The 14,998-nt window shown below is 43.3% G+C and carries 16 protein-coding genes and 1 other annotated feature; all 16 genes read right to left on the minus strand.

Going from position 1 to position 14,998, the window contains the following annotated elements; all coding sequences use genetic code 11:
* Positions 1–403: 403 nt before the first annotated feature.
* Complete coding sequence (locus EJP82_RS28690; RefSeq protein WP_127194672.1) at positions 404–1,900, minus strand: LysM peptidoglycan-binding domain-containing protein; 1,497 nt, start codon at positions 1,898–1,900, stop codon at positions 404–406.
* A 162-nt stretch (positions 1,901–2,062) separates the two neighbouring features.
* On the minus strand, positions 2,063–2,941 hold the full coding sequence (gene ilvE / locus EJP82_RS24375) for a branched-chain-amino-acid transaminase (RefSeq protein WP_127194673.1): 879 nt from the start codon (positions 2,939–2,941) through the stop codon (positions 2,063–2,065).
* Positions 2,942–2,962: 21 nt separating this feature from the next.
* Complete coding sequence (gene pheA, locus EJP82_RS24380) at positions 2,963–3,832, minus strand: prephenate dehydratase (protein ID WP_127194674.1); 870 nt, start codon at positions 3,830–3,832, stop codon at positions 2,963–2,965.
* Positions 3,829–4,797: a homoserine kinase gene (thrB, locus tag EJP82_RS24385; RefSeq protein WP_127194675.1), complete on the minus strand. Its 969-nt coding sequence runs from the start codon at positions 4,795–4,797 to the stop codon at positions 3,829–3,831. Before thrB ends, pheA begins: the two co-directional genes overlap by 4 nt.
* A gap of 29 nt (positions 4,798–4,826) precedes the next feature.
* Positions 4,827–6,119, minus strand: a complete 1,293-nt coding sequence (locus EJP82_RS24390) for a homoserine dehydrogenase (RefSeq protein ID WP_127194676.1) — start codon at positions 6,117–6,119, stop codon at positions 4,827–4,829.
* Positions 6,120–6,164: 45 nt separating this feature from the next.
* Positions 6,165–6,602: an ACT domain-containing protein gene (locus EJP82_RS24395; protein ID WP_127194677.1), complete on the minus strand. Its 438-nt coding sequence runs from the start codon at positions 6,600–6,602 to the stop codon at positions 6,165–6,167.
* Between the two features lie 200 nt (positions 6,603–6,802).
* Entirely contained in the window at positions 6,803–8,113 is a 1,311-nt protein-coding gene (gene obgE / locus EJP82_RS24400) for a GTPase ObgE (protein ID WP_127194678.1), read from the minus strand.
* Complete coding sequence (locus EJP82_RS24405) at positions 8,104–8,868, minus strand: Spo0B domain-containing protein (RefSeq protein WP_127194679.1); 765 nt, start codon at positions 8,866–8,868, stop codon at positions 8,104–8,106. Before EJP82_RS24405 ends, obgE begins: the two co-directional genes overlap by 10 nt.
* A gap of 232 nt (positions 8,869–9,100) precedes the next feature.
* On the minus strand, positions 9,101–9,412 hold the full coding sequence (gene rpmA, locus EJP82_RS24410; protein WP_127194680.1) for a 50S ribosomal protein L27: 312 nt from the start codon (positions 9,410–9,412) through the stop codon (positions 9,101–9,103).
* A gap of 18 nt (positions 9,413–9,430) precedes the next feature.
* Positions 9,431–9,763 carry a ribosomal-processing cysteine protease Prp gene (locus tag EJP82_RS24415; RefSeq protein WP_127194681.1) on the minus strand — a complete coding sequence of 111 codons (333 nt, stop codon included), beginning with the start codon at positions 9,761–9,763 and terminating at the stop codon, positions 9,431–9,433.
* Positions 9,764–9,776: 13 nt separating this feature from the next.
* Positions 9,777–10,088: a 50S ribosomal protein L21 gene (gene rplU, locus EJP82_RS24420; protein ID WP_127194682.1), complete on the minus strand. Its 312-nt coding sequence runs from the start codon at positions 10,086–10,088 to the stop codon at positions 9,777–9,779.
* 13 nt (positions 10,089–10,101) lie between these two features.
* Positions 10,102–10,186: a sequence feature (ribosomal protein L21 leader region), on the minus strand.
* Positions 10,187–10,242: 56 nt separating this feature from the next.
* A complete protein-coding gene (locus tag EJP82_RS24425) occupies positions 10,243–11,487 on the minus strand; it encodes an Rne/Rng family ribonuclease (RefSeq protein ID WP_127194683.1) in 1,245 nt (414 codons plus the stop codon).
* A 50-nt stretch (positions 11,488–11,537) separates the two neighbouring features.
* Positions 11,538–12,395, minus strand: coding sequence for a M50 family metallopeptidase (locus EJP82_RS24430; protein WP_127194684.1), 858 nt, complete (start codon positions 12,393–12,395; stop codon positions 11,538–11,540).
* A complete protein-coding gene (locus tag EJP82_RS24435) occupies positions 12,388–13,278 on the minus strand; it encodes a M23 family metallopeptidase (protein ID WP_127194685.1) in 891 nt (296 codons plus the stop codon). The genes EJP82_RS24430 and EJP82_RS24435 overlap by 8 nt, the downstream gene beginning before the upstream one ends.
* Before the next feature lie 208 nt (positions 13,279–13,486).
* Complete coding sequence (gene minD / locus EJP82_RS24440) at positions 13,487–14,281, minus strand: septum site-determining protein MinD (protein WP_127194686.1); 795 nt, start codon at positions 14,279–14,281, stop codon at positions 13,487–13,489.
* 3 nt (positions 14,282–14,284) lie between these two features.
* Positions 14,285–14,947 carry a septum site-determining protein MinC gene (minC, locus tag EJP82_RS24445; RefSeq protein WP_127194687.1) on the minus strand — a complete coding sequence of 221 codons (663 nt, stop codon included), beginning with the start codon at positions 14,945–14,947 and terminating at the stop codon, positions 14,285–14,287.
* Between the last annotated feature and the right edge of the window lie 51 nt (positions 14,948–14,998).

Genomic DNA, 14,998 nt, shown 5'->3' on the forward strand with positions numbered 1-14,998 from the left:
CACTCACTCGTTGTTCAGTTTTCAAAGATCAACTTCGTTTTTGTTGTCGCTCAATGTCTCAGCAGCAACTCTTATATCTTACAACATCCGGTTAAGTTTTGCAAGCTTTATTTTTGTTGGTGTTTCTCAGTTGTTAGCTGCAAAACCGTTGTACTCAACGACCGGATTTATAATATACCATATGGGTTTTAGTTTAGCAACCCCTATTAAAAGATTCTTTTATATTTTTATAAACTCTTACTTACTTCTTCTCTTGAGTAGATATTATAGTCTTCCAAGGGGAATTTGAAATGTCATAATCATATGGAATCTCTCCATTCATTTGGAATTCAATTGTTGATAAAACAAAAAAAACAAAAAAAAGAAAGCAAGGAGATCACGCCCATGCTCTCTTTAACTACGTCTATTCATTAATCCACGGGTTACGATTTCCTGAGGCTCTTCCATTTCTAGAAACACGATCTTTCTTAGCACCTGCGTTACCAGACGTACTCGTTTCTTTTTTAGAACTCTTCTTAGAAGGCGTGTTCGCAGAAATCTTTACTTGTTTTTTTGCTTTTGATTTAGGCAAAGTCTTCCCAGTTTCATTTTGCTCTACCGAAGTTTGCCCCAATTCGACCTTTTGCCGATCAATTTCGTAATTCCCTTTCATTTGATTTGCTCCACCAACATTACTCATTGGCATATTCTGAACATTCGCTTGACCCCATCCTCCAACTCCGCCATACCCAAGAGAACTGGGTTGTGCATACATATGAGGATGAACTGGTTCACAACAAGCATAAGGCGACTGGTAATACGGTTGAGGCCCACAGCATGATGAAGGCATTTGATTTGACGGCCAGTATCCCTGGTTAGGACTTGCGTTAGGCATTGGTTGATTATTTGAATCGTATGGATTTTGTACAGAATTAGATTGGAATGGATATCCCGCTGGCCAATAAGGTTCCATCATTCCAGGCACTGGGTAAAATGGAGTACTATGAATCCCCGGGTATCCCTCGTTCCCACAATGTTGACCCATGAATGAATTTTCCTGTGGTGTTTGCGGGAAGTCGTAAAAGGACGATACGTTCCCCGCTTGGGTTTGATATTGTTGAAATAAATTATTATTAGGTTGCATCCCGAAATCTGAACATCCACACGAAGATGGATAGAGCGGTGCGGGTAGCGTCATGGGTTGTTGCTCCATCTGATAGTTCTGTGGTGACATGAACTCTGGGTAATGAGGCTCTGGGAAGCATGGAAGTTCTTGAGTTTTCAATTGCTCAAACATAATTGGTATAGGTTTGATATTTTCAGGCATGATATTCTCTGGTTTGATTGGCGCTGGCTTAAGGTTCTCCGGTTTGATTGGTGCTGGTTTGATCGCTTCTGGTTTGATCGGCGCGGGTTTGATAGCCTCTGGCTTAACGGCTTCTGGTTTAACCTCTGGTTTGATGTTTTCTGGTTTTACATTCTCCGGTTTGATGTTCTCCGATTTTACATTCTCCGGTTTGACCCCTGTATTCTTCTTACCTGGATTGCCAGGCTTAGATGTCCCACCTGGCTGTTGATTAGAGGAACCTCCTTGACCCGAGGAAGAAGACGATGGGATATTTACAATTTCCCCAACTTTAAGGACATTAGGATCACTGATTTGAGGATTTGCGTTAATTAGAGCTTGCAACGGAATTCCCCAAGCCTTAGCAATCTTCCATAATGAATCCCCTGTTTTCACAACATACTTGTTGCCACCAATAGATATAGCTTCCGACGGGATCTTGATCTTCATTCCAACACTCAGTTCATTTGGATTGGATAATTGCGGATTAGCGTCAATTAATTTTTGCAGGGGCACATTATACTTTTTTGATAAGTCGAATAATGTGTCCCCAGTTTTCACTATGTGTATTTTCACGTGCGAAAGACCTCCTAGATTTCTTCTCCGGACCGTGATCTTCGCCCGGGGCCCAATTAATACATCCTATGCAGAAGCCCGGTTTTTGACATCACTATAAATAAAAAAAATCCTACCCACCTCTTTAATAAGAGATGAATAGGATTATCGTTATAAAACGAATTACCACACTTTTATTCCGTCTTTATCAACTACGCTACGGAATTCTTCAAGAAGATTTAATGTAATTGGGCCGGCATGGCCCTCGCCGATAATGCGACCGTCCACTTCACGAACCGCAATAACCTCAGCAGCCGTGCCTGTAAGGAAGACTTCATCCGCTACATAAACATCATGCAAACTAAATGGTTCCTCCTTAAGCTTGTACCCTTTTTCAGCACAAATGTCGATGATTGCCCCGCGAGTGATTCCTTCCAGAGCACCTAAATAACATGGAGGGGTCGTAATTACTCCATTCTTAACGATAAAAATATTATCGCCAGAACCTTCAGTTACATATCCTTGGGAGTTCAGCATAATCGCTTCTCCTGCTCCAGATAAGTTGGATTGAATCTTCACTAATATATTGTTCAAATAGTTAAGTGATTTAATCTTAGGATTGAGCGCATCCGGAATGTTACGTTTCGTAGATACTGATACTGTTTTCAAGCCTGTTTTGTATGCTTCTTCCGAATATATTGAAAGTTGCTCCACGATAATGACAACCGTGGCTTTCGGACAGCGATTTGGATCTAGACCCAAATCACCCGTACCACGAGATACAACAAGACGGATATAACCATTGCGTAATTCATTACGACGTAGCGTCTCAACGAGCGCATCTTCCATCTCTTGATAAGTCAATGGGATATTTAGCATAATTGATTTAGCCGAATCAAAGAGCCGATCTAGATGTTCTTTACATTTAAAGATATTTCCATTATAGATCCGAATACCTTCAAAGATACCATCTCCATACAAATAACCATGATCATACACCGAAACTACTGCATCTTGCTTAGTTACGTATTGTCCATTTAAATATATCCATTGTTCTGCCACTATATTGGCACCTCCGATTTATTATTTCCCAAAAGAATAACTAGGATAACTACCCAAAATACGCACCTGACACCCTAGCGCTTCGATCTCTTCAATTGCAGATGGAAGCAATACAGAATCCAATGAAGTGAGCACATCCATATAAAAATAATAACTACCTAATCTCTTCTTCGTCGGCCGAGATTCAATGCGCGATAAGTTCAGTTTACGCCAAGCGAATGCTGACAATACCTGATGGAGTGCACCCGGAAAATCCTCCGGTAAAGTGACCAAAATACTCGTCTTGTCTTGATCCGAACTTATAGCTAAGCTCAGAGGATCTTGACCAATCAGGACAAAACGCGTGTAATTGTTATCGTGATCCGTAACTTTATTCGCAAGAATATCCAGACAGTGCCTCTTAGCACCAAGTGTTGTTCCAATAGCGACCCAACCCTCACCCGGATGTTGCTTGACTCGTTCAACCGCTTCAGATGTACTACCAACATGTTCTAGTTCTGCATGTGGCATGTTCGAACGAATAAATTGCAGACATTGTGCCATTGCCACTGGATGTGATAGCACCTTTGTCACTTTGGAGAAGTCTATATCCCCTGTTGAAGTAGAAAATTCTTCCCGTCTACCGATTAGATTTTGAATAGAAGGATATACCCACTCAACCTGCATTGGAATATCCACTTCATGTACGAGCCAATCCATATGAAGACTAACTGAACCTTCAATCGTATTCTCAATTGGAATCACACTGTAGTGGCTCTTACCAGTGGCTGTTGCCAAGAAAACATCGGAAATCTGTTTGTAATGCAACAGTTCTACCTGCTCATCCCCAAACAAATGAAGCAGAGCCTCGTGAGATACTGACCCCTCTGGTAACACCGCTATTGTCTTCATACTGTTACTTCCCCTTTAACGATCTCCAAAAACGATTTGTTATCTTCTATAGTAAGGCTCGTTACCCCCGTTGTGCAAGGTTTTAGCCACAGTAACTTCGCACTAATACCTTGCTCACCAAGTACATCCAATAAGAATCGTTCCAAATCCACGCCATCTTGATTACGCCGATCAACTAATGCTAGCAGCGTAGGACCTGCTCCACTAAGAGCAGCACCTAGAGCACCGTGTTCAGTCGCTTCCTTTAGGATCCGGGTCATACCTGGAATAAGAGAGGCACGGTAGGGCTGATGAAGTCGATCACGCATGGCGAAAGAAATAAGATCCATTCTCCCTGAAGCAAGTGCCGCTGTGAGCAAAGAAGTTCTACTTACATTATATACCGCATCATCGAGACTCACCGATTCAGGAAGTATGTTACGAGCTTTCGACGTAGACAACTGGAAATCTGGAATTGCAACGAGTACTTCCATATCACTCGGTGGCTCGATTCGTAAATATTCTGCATGGCTTCCATCCCAAACAGCGGTAATAATTCCACCAAACAACGAAGCACCTACATTGTCAGGATGACCTTCTAACGCTGTTGCCATGTCGAACAATTGAGTCTTACTCAGCGGTGAACCAATCAAACAATTTGCGGCGAACAACGCCCCGATAATTGCCGATGCGCTACTACCTAATCCCCGAGTTAGTGGAATGTCGCTATACATCGATATTTCGAGTTCCGGCACGACCACACCAGCTTTGCGAAATACGGACTGCGCAACCTTGTATATAAGATTACTCTTATCTCTCGGGATTCCTTCCATATGATCTCCATATAAATGGAAAACGGTCTCTGTCGACGGTTTCATCTCAATCCAGGCATATAGCGATAATGCCATACCCAAGGTATCAAACCCAGGCCCTAAATTTGCTGTGCTAGCGGGCACTTTCACCCTAACGCCTTCATTTACAATCATAATAGTTCTCCTTGCATTTTGGTTATATTTTAACCCTCTACACGATATACGCTCTTCACGCGCTGAATTACATCTAGCTTCTCGAAGTGCTTCAACACTTTATCCATGCTGGCCTTACTAGCGTTATGAGTTACAATTATGATTTCAGCGTCCTTCGTATTAGCGTTTGGTGATTGGACCACCGATTCCAAACTAACAGCATATTCTGCGAACACTTGAGTGATTTTTGCAAGCACCCCTGCTCTATCAGCAACATGAAGTAACAAGAAATTCTTATAGGCAATCGTCTCATCATTCTTCAGCTTCTTAGGCTTATAAGGAACAATAGCTTTTAGACCGTTAACTCCTAGCTTTAAATTCTTGATGACAGCGACCAAATCAGCTACTATCGATGTTGCAGTTGGCATCTCACCTGCTCCGGCTCCATAGAACATCGTCTCACCAACAGCTTCACCATATACATAAACCGCATTAAACACGCCGCTAACTGCTGCGATTGGGTGAGTATTCTTCACCATCGTTGGCTGTACAGTAATACTAAACTCATCATCTTCAGGATCACGATCGGCTATTCCTAACAACTTCATTTCATACCCAAGCTTCTTAGCGTAAGTAATATCTTCCTTAGTTACTGCAGAAATCCCACGAACAGTCACGTCAGATAGTTCCACATTTGTGCGGAAGCCAAGTGTACCAAGGATCGCCATTTTACGAGCCGCATCCAGACCCTCCACATCGGCTGTTGGATCACTTTCAGCGTAGCCAAGTTGTTGCGCCTCTAAGAGTACATCTTCATAGGAGGCACCTTCCTGACTCATTTTACTCAAAATAAAGTTAGTTGTTCCATTTACAATTCCCATAATCTTCATGATCCTATCAGAAGAGAACCCTTCGATCAGAGTCCGAATAATTGGAATCCCTCCGGCAACGCTCGCTTCATAGAATACGTCACATTGCTTTTCCTGAGCCTTCGCAAGAATTTCTGAGCCATAGAGCGCCATTAAATCTTTGTTCGCTGTAACGATATGTTTCCCGCGTTCTAATGCTTCTAGGATATAAGCCTTTGTAGGTTCAACGCCACCCATAACTTCAATAATGACATCAATATCAGGATCGCGGATAATATCCCAAGGATCCTCTGTCAATTTACTTCGATCAACTTCAATATTTCGAATTTTATTTAGATTATTGACCGCTATACGTTCAATTATTATTGGAGATCCTACCTGACTACTTAAATCTTCTTGGTGTCCTTCTACAATACGAACCACACCAGTCCCAACAGTCCCCAGTCCGAGCAAACCTACCTTCACAGGTTTCATTTTTATTCCCTCCTGTATCCCTCTAGGGGTTATCAAAATAACGATCTAACCTTGAGCCACGATATGGGTCCTCTTCACATCAGGAATGCTTTGCAGAGCTTCAATCATCTCATCCAATTCCTCACTGAGACGTGAAGTCTCCACGGAAATCACTACATTCGCCCTTCCTTGAAGTGGAATACTTTGATTAATTGTAAGTACATTAACACCAAACCCAGCGATCAATGCAAGTACTTTAGATAAAATACCTGAGCGGTGCTCCAAATCAAAAGAAATCGTAACAATACGTTCACGATCCATTTGATTAAGGAGATGAATGCCATCTTTATACTTATAAAATGCACTGCGGCTTAAGCCTACTTGCAGAGCAGCTTCATGAACGGTCTTAACATCCCCACTTGCTAGCAGTTGCTTCACTTGAAGCGTCTTGATTACTGCTTCCGGTAGAATGTCCTCTCTTACTAGGTAATAACGTTCCTTCACAATCGTCCTCTCCTTAGAGACTATTGTTTTCATATAGTGGACATTATACGTGAAACAACCTCTAACGGCAACCTTTTTTGGGTTGTGTATCTGCGGATTTATTTGAATGTAGGCGTAAATTTCTAGATTTTCTCTATGTAAAATAAATAAAAGAGCACCTCCCGGTGCTCTCATGAACATCGCTTCATGACAGTTGCTGTTTAGTAATAGCTACTGCCTTCAACAAATTCGAATTCAAAATCAGCGATCTGTACCAAAGTGCCATCTTTCGCTCCACGTTTACGAAGTTCCTCGTCCACACCCATATGGCGAAGAGTTCTAGCCAACTTCAGAATAGCATCATGTGTGTTAAGTTGCATCCGCTTCATCATGCGCTCAATCTTCACGCTCTCTACAATGAAGGTTTCATTCTCACGTCTAATCGTGAATCCTTCATCTTCACCTTCGTCTAAGGTATATATTTTACGTTCATTGATCTCAGTTACTTCTTCAATGGCCGGTGCCTCTGGAATTTGATCCAACAAATCAGCTGCACGATACAACAGTTCCTGTACACCTTGACGAGTTAGCGAGGAGATTGGGAGAATTTCTAGATCAGGACGAACCTTGCTTACCTGCTCACGGAATTTCACCAAGTTGTCAGCCGAGTCCGGCATATCCATCTTATTCGCTGCAACAATCTGCGGTCGATTCTCAAGATCTGCATTATATTGTCTCAACTCTGCATTGATCTTCTCCCAGTCATCAAATGGGTCTCTGCCTTCTGAACCTGACATATCGACAACATGGATAATAACTCGTGTCCGCTCTACATGACGTAGAAACTCGTGACCAAGTCCAACCCCTTCATGCGCACCTTCGATAAGTCCAGGTAAATCGGCCATTACGAAGCTACGTCCTTCACTGACTTCCACCACACCAAGGTTCGGCGTTATCGTCGTAAAGTGATAGGCTCCGATCTTCGGCTGAGCGGCGGATACAACCGATAATAACGTCGATTTGCCTACACTAGGGAAACCAACTAGTCCTACATCAGCCATGACTTTCAATTCAAGAACAATCCAGCGCTCTTGGCCTTCTTCACCATGTTCAGCAATCTCAGGAGCTGTATTGTTTGGTGTTGCAAATCTGGTGTTACCGCGACCTCCGCGGCCGCCCTTGGCTACAACAACTTGCTGACCGTGCCGAGTCATATCAGCAATGACTTCCTGCGTATCATCATCGATAATAATCGTTCCTGGCGGAATACGTACAATCATTTTCTCCGCATTTGCACCGTGTTGACTTTTATTGCGGCCTTTTATCCCACGATCACCCTTAAAGTGGCGCTGATAACGAAAATCCATTAGGGTCCGTAAACCCTCATCCACTTGGAAGATTACATCTCCACCTTTACCACCATCGCCACCAGCTGGACCACCCTCTGGTACGTACTTCTCACGACGAAATGCAACGAGACCGTCGCCTCCGTCGCCACCTTTTACATAAATCTTCGCTTTATCTACAAACATTCATTCACCTCATTTATATTTCCGCAAGGCATCCGAAGCCGCAATGAAGATAGTTTCGGATCAACCTGTTCGGCTGTCACTCTCTTACCTGACATTAATTCGTCGATGTGTTGTTTCAGCGTCTCCAGATTACCTGCCCCTGCTTCACGATCAAATCGAACTAACACCTCGTCATTCTCCCGGTAAATCGCCATCTTCAATTGTAGGATCTCGTCCCATGACGAACGTCCTGTTAATTGAAAAGCACGCACCGTTTCAATAATTGCCTCAGCTAATTTTCTAGCATCATCTTTCGAAAGCAAATTACTTAAATTCAAATCATCTTCAATGTCAACTTCAAGTTGAACAGATCCATTCATCTCACGGAAAGACTGTAAATAAAATACTAATGACGGCAGGCCTAATCCGGAAATCTTACTTTCCACTGCCATGCGTTCTTTTATTCTTTCCACACAGTTAGTCAATTTATCAATTTTGCCCAGTTGAATGTATCCATACAATATTTGCAAATCATTCATCCAATCATGCCGATGATGACTTAGCGTTGAAATCGCCGTTCTTTGAACTGATTCCAGCAGAGTCGTACGCTCTTTAGCTGCCTGCCTCTGAATGTATCTTACATATCCCCAAAGCACTGCGAGCATTGATATACAAAGAATAAGATCCCCTAGTGGCGACTGAACGAAGTAGATAATCCCCATAATAACAAGCGATATTATTAAGACGATGACAGGCACCGTAAACCGATGTTTCATGACTTTCCCCGTTCCTCTACCAATTTAGTTGTAATACCTTACCCCTATATCATTACCCAGTATATCACAATCCTTGTCTAAAGACGCCACAAAGTGTATTGCGGTATACTGCACATTCCGAGGATAATTGATAAGAACGCTTTGAATACTTAGACCTGCATATATCCAAAAAAGAAGCCCCCGGCACTAGAGTGCCGGGGGCTTCAAAAGCCTCACTAGAACAGTAAAGCTCTTAAACTTCGACTGCAGCCGCTACTGGAGCGGTTTCCACAGGGTAGACGCTCACTTTCTTACGTTCGCGACCCCAACGTTCGAATTTCACAACACCATCGACTTTCGCAAATAGTGTATCATCTTTACCGATGCCCACGTTAGTTCCTGGGTGAATTTTCGTTCCGCGTTGACGGAAAAGAATGCTGCCACCAGTAACCATTTGACCGTCTGCACGTTTAGCGCCAAGGCGTTTAGATGCACTGTCACGACCATTTCGCGTGGAGCCTACACCCTTTTTGGATGCGAATAACTGAAGATCCAATTGTAACATTATTGTCTACCTCCTTCTTCAAGTAATGATATCCTGTATCTTAATATATTTCCCATATGATCCTTCGATGCCCTTCAACATAACAACCATTGAGGCAAGAAGCAGTTGCGCTTGATCCTTAGCCTGAGGCTGGACTGTAGAGGGAAGACTCGCGTTCAAGAACCCGTTCTTCATCTCCGAATCCATAACAATTCCTGTGAGTGCTTCAATCGAGTTGACCGTACCAACGGTAACGGCCGACACGCCAGCACATACAATATCTTGTCCTGCTTTAGCGTAATTCGCATGGCCCTTTACTTCAAATCCCTCAATGCCATTATCCTGCCGGCGCAATATGGAGACAACAATCACTGATGTCACCTACTTACGCTTGGATTTTCTCGATGGTCACTTTTGTGTATGGTTGACGATGACCTTGCTTTTTGTGGTAGTTCTTCTTAGGTTTGTATTTGTAGACGATAACCTTTTTGCCTTTAACGTGTTTCTCGACTTTCGCCGTCACACTAGCACCGGATACCAATGGAGCTCCCGCTACCAAACCTTCACCTTTAGATACGGCCAATACACGGTCGAACGTCACGCTTGCGCCGTCCACTGCGTCCAATTTTTCGATGAAAAGAACATCGCCTTCTTGAACACGGTATTGTTTACCGCCAGTTTCGATAATTGCGTACATATGCTTGCACCTCCTCATGTCTCAGACTCGCCTAATTCAGGTGTCGCCTATAAAATAGGACGATCTTCATAACCCGATCGGAGCGGTTACAGCATGTGCACAAGACTTACTTATGACACATACCCTAATATACTATCATGGGTTCCTAGGAAAATCAACTGTATCCGTTAAATTTCCCTTTACTATTAGCTCTGGATGTTGGAGAAGCCTCTCCAATCGCTACAGTGCTCTCTTCCCTCATTCTTTTCCTCGTCATTTCAAGCAACCCCAGCTTCGTCCATCCAAGAATATGATGCTGAGTCCGATCTCCGCGCATGCAATTATCCAGCTTATCTAATACAACACTTCTGTGTTGGTCACTTTCCATATCAATGAAATCAATAATAATAATTCCACCCGTATCACGAAGGCGAATCAATCTAGCCATTTCCTGTGCTGCTTCCAGATTGGTTTGAAATACGGTATCCTCCAAATTATCCCCGCCGGTAAACTTCCCTGTATTAACATCGATGACGGTTAGGGCCTCCGTTTGGTCCCACACAAGGTATCCACCTCCAGGTAACCACACTTTCCGCTGAAAATCTCTATCTAATTGATGTCTGACACCATAAAAATCGAACAGTGGAACCTCACCATCGTAAGCAATAACACGCGGTGGAGTCCCCGGAAACATAGAATTTAAAAATAATAAAGCTTCTTCTGCTTGCTCTGGACTATCCATAATAATCTCATCTGTCTCGGGACTATAAGCATCTCGCATTAACCGTTGTACCATGCTGAGATCATGATGAAGAGCCGTTGGAGCTGAAACTCTTTCTCCTTTTGCCAAGATCAAGGCAAATTGTTCACGCAACAATGCTAAATCCTCCGCAATGGCTTCACGTGCCTCATACTCTGCAACCGTACGCAGAATAAGCCCTTCATCAGCGTTGCGAAGCTCCTCACCTATTGCTTTCAAACGCCACCTTTCCTCTTCTTGGCCTATCTTCTTAGAAACCGCTACATACCCTGCGGAAGGCATATACACCAGCCAACGTCCAGGCAGCGAGTAATGAGTCGATACTCTTGCTCCCTTGTTACCAATCGCATCCTTAATAACTTGAACGATCAGTTCCTGCCCCGGCCTAAGTAACTCCGCAATAGAAGGCTTCAGCTTAGACTGCTTCTCCAAATTAGGATGCAGTAAGTCATCAATATAGAGAAATGCATTCTTCTTCTGTCCAATATCGACAAACGCAGCTTGCATCCCAGGAATCACATTTACAACTCTTCCATTAAAAAAACTGCCTACCAGTCCTCTTTTCTGAGAACGCTCCGCCGCATATTCCACCAGTTTATCATCTTCAAACAGGACCATTTCGGTGGAGCCAGGCTCGCAGTGAACAATCATCCGTTTCATGACCTCACCCTTCATTAACGTTCTATTCAGATATTATAACATGCTATACTTCAAGCCCCCGGTTTGCCTCGCAAAAAAGCGGAGATTATCCGCTGTTCCGGGATTACAGCCACAATATTTCCTTGAGGGTTCATCACATAGATAAAGTGATACTTTTCCCTTTTAAATAGACGCAAAATATTGTCCAAAGGTTTCGCCTTATCGGTCACAATCGGCTGGACAATAGTTCCATTTATGAGATGTCTAGCAAATGCCCGATCGCGGTTCATAAGAAAGCGTAGAAATCGATACCGGATATTACGATAATCCACCCAATTTGAATACAGAAGAAAAGTACCCACAAGTAGTAAATTAAATTGAAGTATTCCCTGAGCAAGTAGAAGTGGCAGAACCGAATATATAAGAACTAAAACACTGAACATTAGGCTGATTCGTAGCGACCAGAGGAGAGCAGCATGATACGGCAGCACAATACTGCATAAGGACTGAACAAGCTTTCCTCCATCCAGCGGCAAAATCGGTAACAAATTAAACAGTGCAATCAGAAGATTTGCTTCTATAAAATAAAACAGAAACGGCCCGTCCCATAAACCAAGTAGATGAAGAATCCATGATATGCCTATCAGTAGAACATTCTGAAGCGGACCTGCGAGTGAAATGATCATCTCTCGACCAGCCGTCAGATACCCTGTATCTTCCATTACCGCAACACCACCAAAAGGCAGCATCTGAATGGAGCGAACCGTTACCCCAAATCCACGCGCAGCTATAACATGACCTAGTTCATGTATAAACACGATGATAAAGAGAGTTAACAATTCCAAGAAATGACCTGTCATAATCGAAGCTAACATGATGATTACGAAGAATGGATGGACAGAGAGTGAAATGCCTTTGTACTTAATCAAAAGGTATCACATCCGTGGGATCGATGAATCGATCATCCTTTTTCAAAGCGAAGTACAACGTGGGACTTGGAGAACCCGATGATGGCGAGAGACTTCCAATCAACTCGCCTGTTTCTACCCAATCTCCCTTTTCTACAAAAGGCTGTTCCAAATGCCCATAAAGAGAGACATATCCCCCGGCATGCTGGATAGCCACTGTCTTTCCGGTGAACGCATCTTGGGTAATTTCTAGCACTCGTCCCGTTTCTATATTTTGAATACCTACGCCGCTAGATGAATTCTCTAAGGGGGTAATCTCTACACCTTTTAAATTAATAGCAAAAGGAGTAGCAATGCTACCATTCAACGGTGTCACAAATCCCCTCGCTGTTCCTACTTTTAACCCCTTATCTTCAGCCTGCTTAAAAATTGGAATAAAAGAAGGAGCCCCTCCGAAATTTTTCTCATACCATGTCTCTACAGCCCCAAAGTCGATCTCACGAGTTAATGATTGCGCCACGAATGTACGGAGGGGATTAGACCAGGATGGCTCATACTTTTCAATCCCCCATAAACTGAAGAATATTGCAGCGCTAATGATCAAACGTATAAAGAACATATTCCAAAAGGTAGAACCCTTACTATGATAGTTATCCGGAGTATCTTTAGGACCAGATCCATAAGCATCTTGCCAGCGACCTTGACCACGTTTCCACAGTAACTCAGGGTCAGGTTCTTCCCTCTCCGATGTGGAAGCATAAGCGATTGATTTTCCAGGGATAATGTTGTTGGTCACTGTTGATCCCCACCCCCGATCTTGAAGGGAGTTTTCTATCACATCACCAGCCGTCAGTTGCTTGATCCGCTCTTCTCTCCGTTTCTTAACATTAGACTTCACATCCATATTCCTCATTCCTCCCTAGTACCTCAAGGCATGTTCAGAGATTACCCTTCACTATAACGACTACACCCGACTATGCTGTAGTTAAGTTTATGAGAGGCTTGACCGGAATATGAACAAGCCTAGCTTTACCAGAAACAAAAAAACCAGTGCTCTAGCGCACTGGTTTCTAATTCAATCTAAGGCATAGCCAACATTCTGACGTCTAAAATCAACCCATTCCAAAGAACTTCTTGAAACGTTTAAACGCACCTTGCTTCTGATCCAATAGCATTAGAGGTACAGTATCACCAAGGATTCGACGAGCGATGTTCCGATAGGCAATTGCAGCTTTGGAGTCAGGATTCATGACCGTTGGTTCTCCAGTATTAGCTGCTTTGATAACGAGCTCATCATCTGGGACAATTCCAATAAGGTCAATATTAAGTACCTGGAGAATACTTTCAATATCAAGCATGTCGCCTGATTTCATCATATTGACTCTAATCCGGTTCACAACCAGCTTAGGCGAGGTAATATGCGAACTTTCGAGAAGTCCAATTACTCGATCCGCGTCACGAACTGCGGCATGCTCTGGTGTTGTAACAACAATCGCCTGATCGGCACCAGCAATCGCATTCTTGAAACCTTGTTCAATTCCTGCTGGACAATCAATAATGACATACTCATATTCTTTCTTTAGTTCTAGGATGATGTCTTTGACCTGTTCAGGAGAAATCGCATTTTTATCCTTCGTTTGTGCAGCAGGTAACATATATAGTTCATCGAATCGCTTATCCTTGACAAGAGCCTGATTTAGACGGCAACGTCCTTCAGCTACATCAATCAAGTCATAGACAATTCGGTTCTCTAGTCCCATTACAACGTCCAAATTACGAAGGCCAATATCCGTATCTACTAGACAAACCTTTTTGCCCTGCAGCGCAAGCGCTGTACCAATATTGGCCGAGGTCGTCGTTTTACCTACCCCACCTTTGCCTGATGTGACAACGATAGCTTCTCCCATTATTTACACCCCTTTGAACACGTTAAGATCCGGTCGAACCCGGGTAATATTCGTGATTTTGTCGATCTGCATCTTTCCATCTCGTAAACTAGCAAACTCCATGCTTGTCTCACGATTCTCCCATTCATCAGGAGGCCTGCTGATCGTTTCGGCGATACGCAGTTGCGTTGGCGACAAATAAGAGGCCGCTATTATTGCGTCCACATTGCCTTCTACCCCTGCATGTGCCATTCCCCGCAAGGATCCAAGAATCAAGATATCTCCGGTACAAGTAATTGTCCCTCCAGGATTCACATCCCCTAGAAAAAGCAAGTTACCCTTGTGGTGAAGAACTTGACCCGACCGGACAATACCGCTCATCGTCATTAAAGCCCCTTCGACATCTTTCTCCTCTTCCAAAACAGGAGATTCTACGGAACGAACGAGCAAATTACCTCTTTGCTTCAATATATCGAGTATCATCTCTTTCTGCTCTTCCGTTACCATTCTCGTACCTAACTTCACGTCAATATGAATGATCGGACCGGTCAGAATGTTCTGATGACTATACTCTAATTTATAACGTAGATCATCCAAAAGACTTGTGAATTCGCACCTGTCGTCTAATAAGAAAACCAGGCCATCTTTGATGCCCTTAATCGTAACGTGGTTGGATTTTACCGTCATAGCCTGTACCTCCCTCTTAATCAATTCGTGCAGGAACACCCTATTTCCTGC

This window comes from Paenibacillus anaericanus, assembly GCF_003994475.1.
Classification (GTDB): domain Bacteria; phylum Bacillota; class Bacilli; order Paenibacillales; family Paenibacillaceae; genus Fontibacillus; species Fontibacillus anaericanus.

What these genes read in the sequence shown, in the direction of transcription:
- rpmA (WP_127194680.1), bottom strand. Translation starts at nt 9,412, where the DNA reads ATGTTACAATTGGATCTTCAGTTATTCGCATCCAAAAAGGGTGTAGGC.
- EJP82_RS24390 (WP_127194676.1), bottom strand. Translation starts at nt 6,119, where the DNA reads ATGAAACCTGTGAAGGTAGGTTTGCTCGGACTGGGGACTGTTGGGACT.
- EJP82_RS24405 (WP_127194679.1), bottom strand. Translation starts at nt 8,868, where the DNA reads ATGAAACATCGGTTTACGGTGCCTGTCATCGTCTTAATAATATCGCTT.
- rplU (WP_127194682.1), bottom strand. Translation starts at nt 10,088, where the DNA reads ATGTACGCAATTATCGAAACTGGCGGTAAACAATACCGTGTTCAAGAA.
- minD (WP_127194686.1), bottom strand. Translation starts at nt 14,281, where the DNA reads ATGGGAGAAGCTATCGTTGTCACATCAGGCAAAGGTGGGGTAGGTAAA.
- EJP82_RS24425 (WP_127194683.1), bottom strand. Translation starts at nt 11,487, where the DNA reads ATGAAACGGATGATTGTTCACTGCGAGCCTGGCTCCACCGAAATGGTC.
- thrB (WP_127194675.1), bottom strand. Translation starts at nt 4,797, where the DNA reads ATGATTGTAAATGAAGGCGTTAGGGTGAAAGTGCCCGCTAGCACAGCA.
- obgE (WP_127194678.1), bottom strand. Translation starts at nt 8,113, where the DNA reads ATGTTTGTAGATAAAGCGAAGATTTATGTAAAAGGTGGCGACGGAGGC.
- minC (WP_127194687.1), bottom strand. Translation starts at nt 14,947, where the DNA reads ATGACGGTAAAATCCAACCACGTTACGATTAAGGGCATCAAAGATGGC.
- EJP82_RS24435 (WP_127194685.1), bottom strand. Translation starts at nt 13,278, where the DNA reads ATGGATGTGAAGTCTAATGTTAAGAAACGGAGAGAAGAGCGGATCAAG.
- pheA (WP_127194674.1), bottom strand. Translation starts at nt 3,832, where the DNA reads ATGAAGACAATAGCGGTGTTACCAGAGGGGTCAGTATCTCACGAGGCT.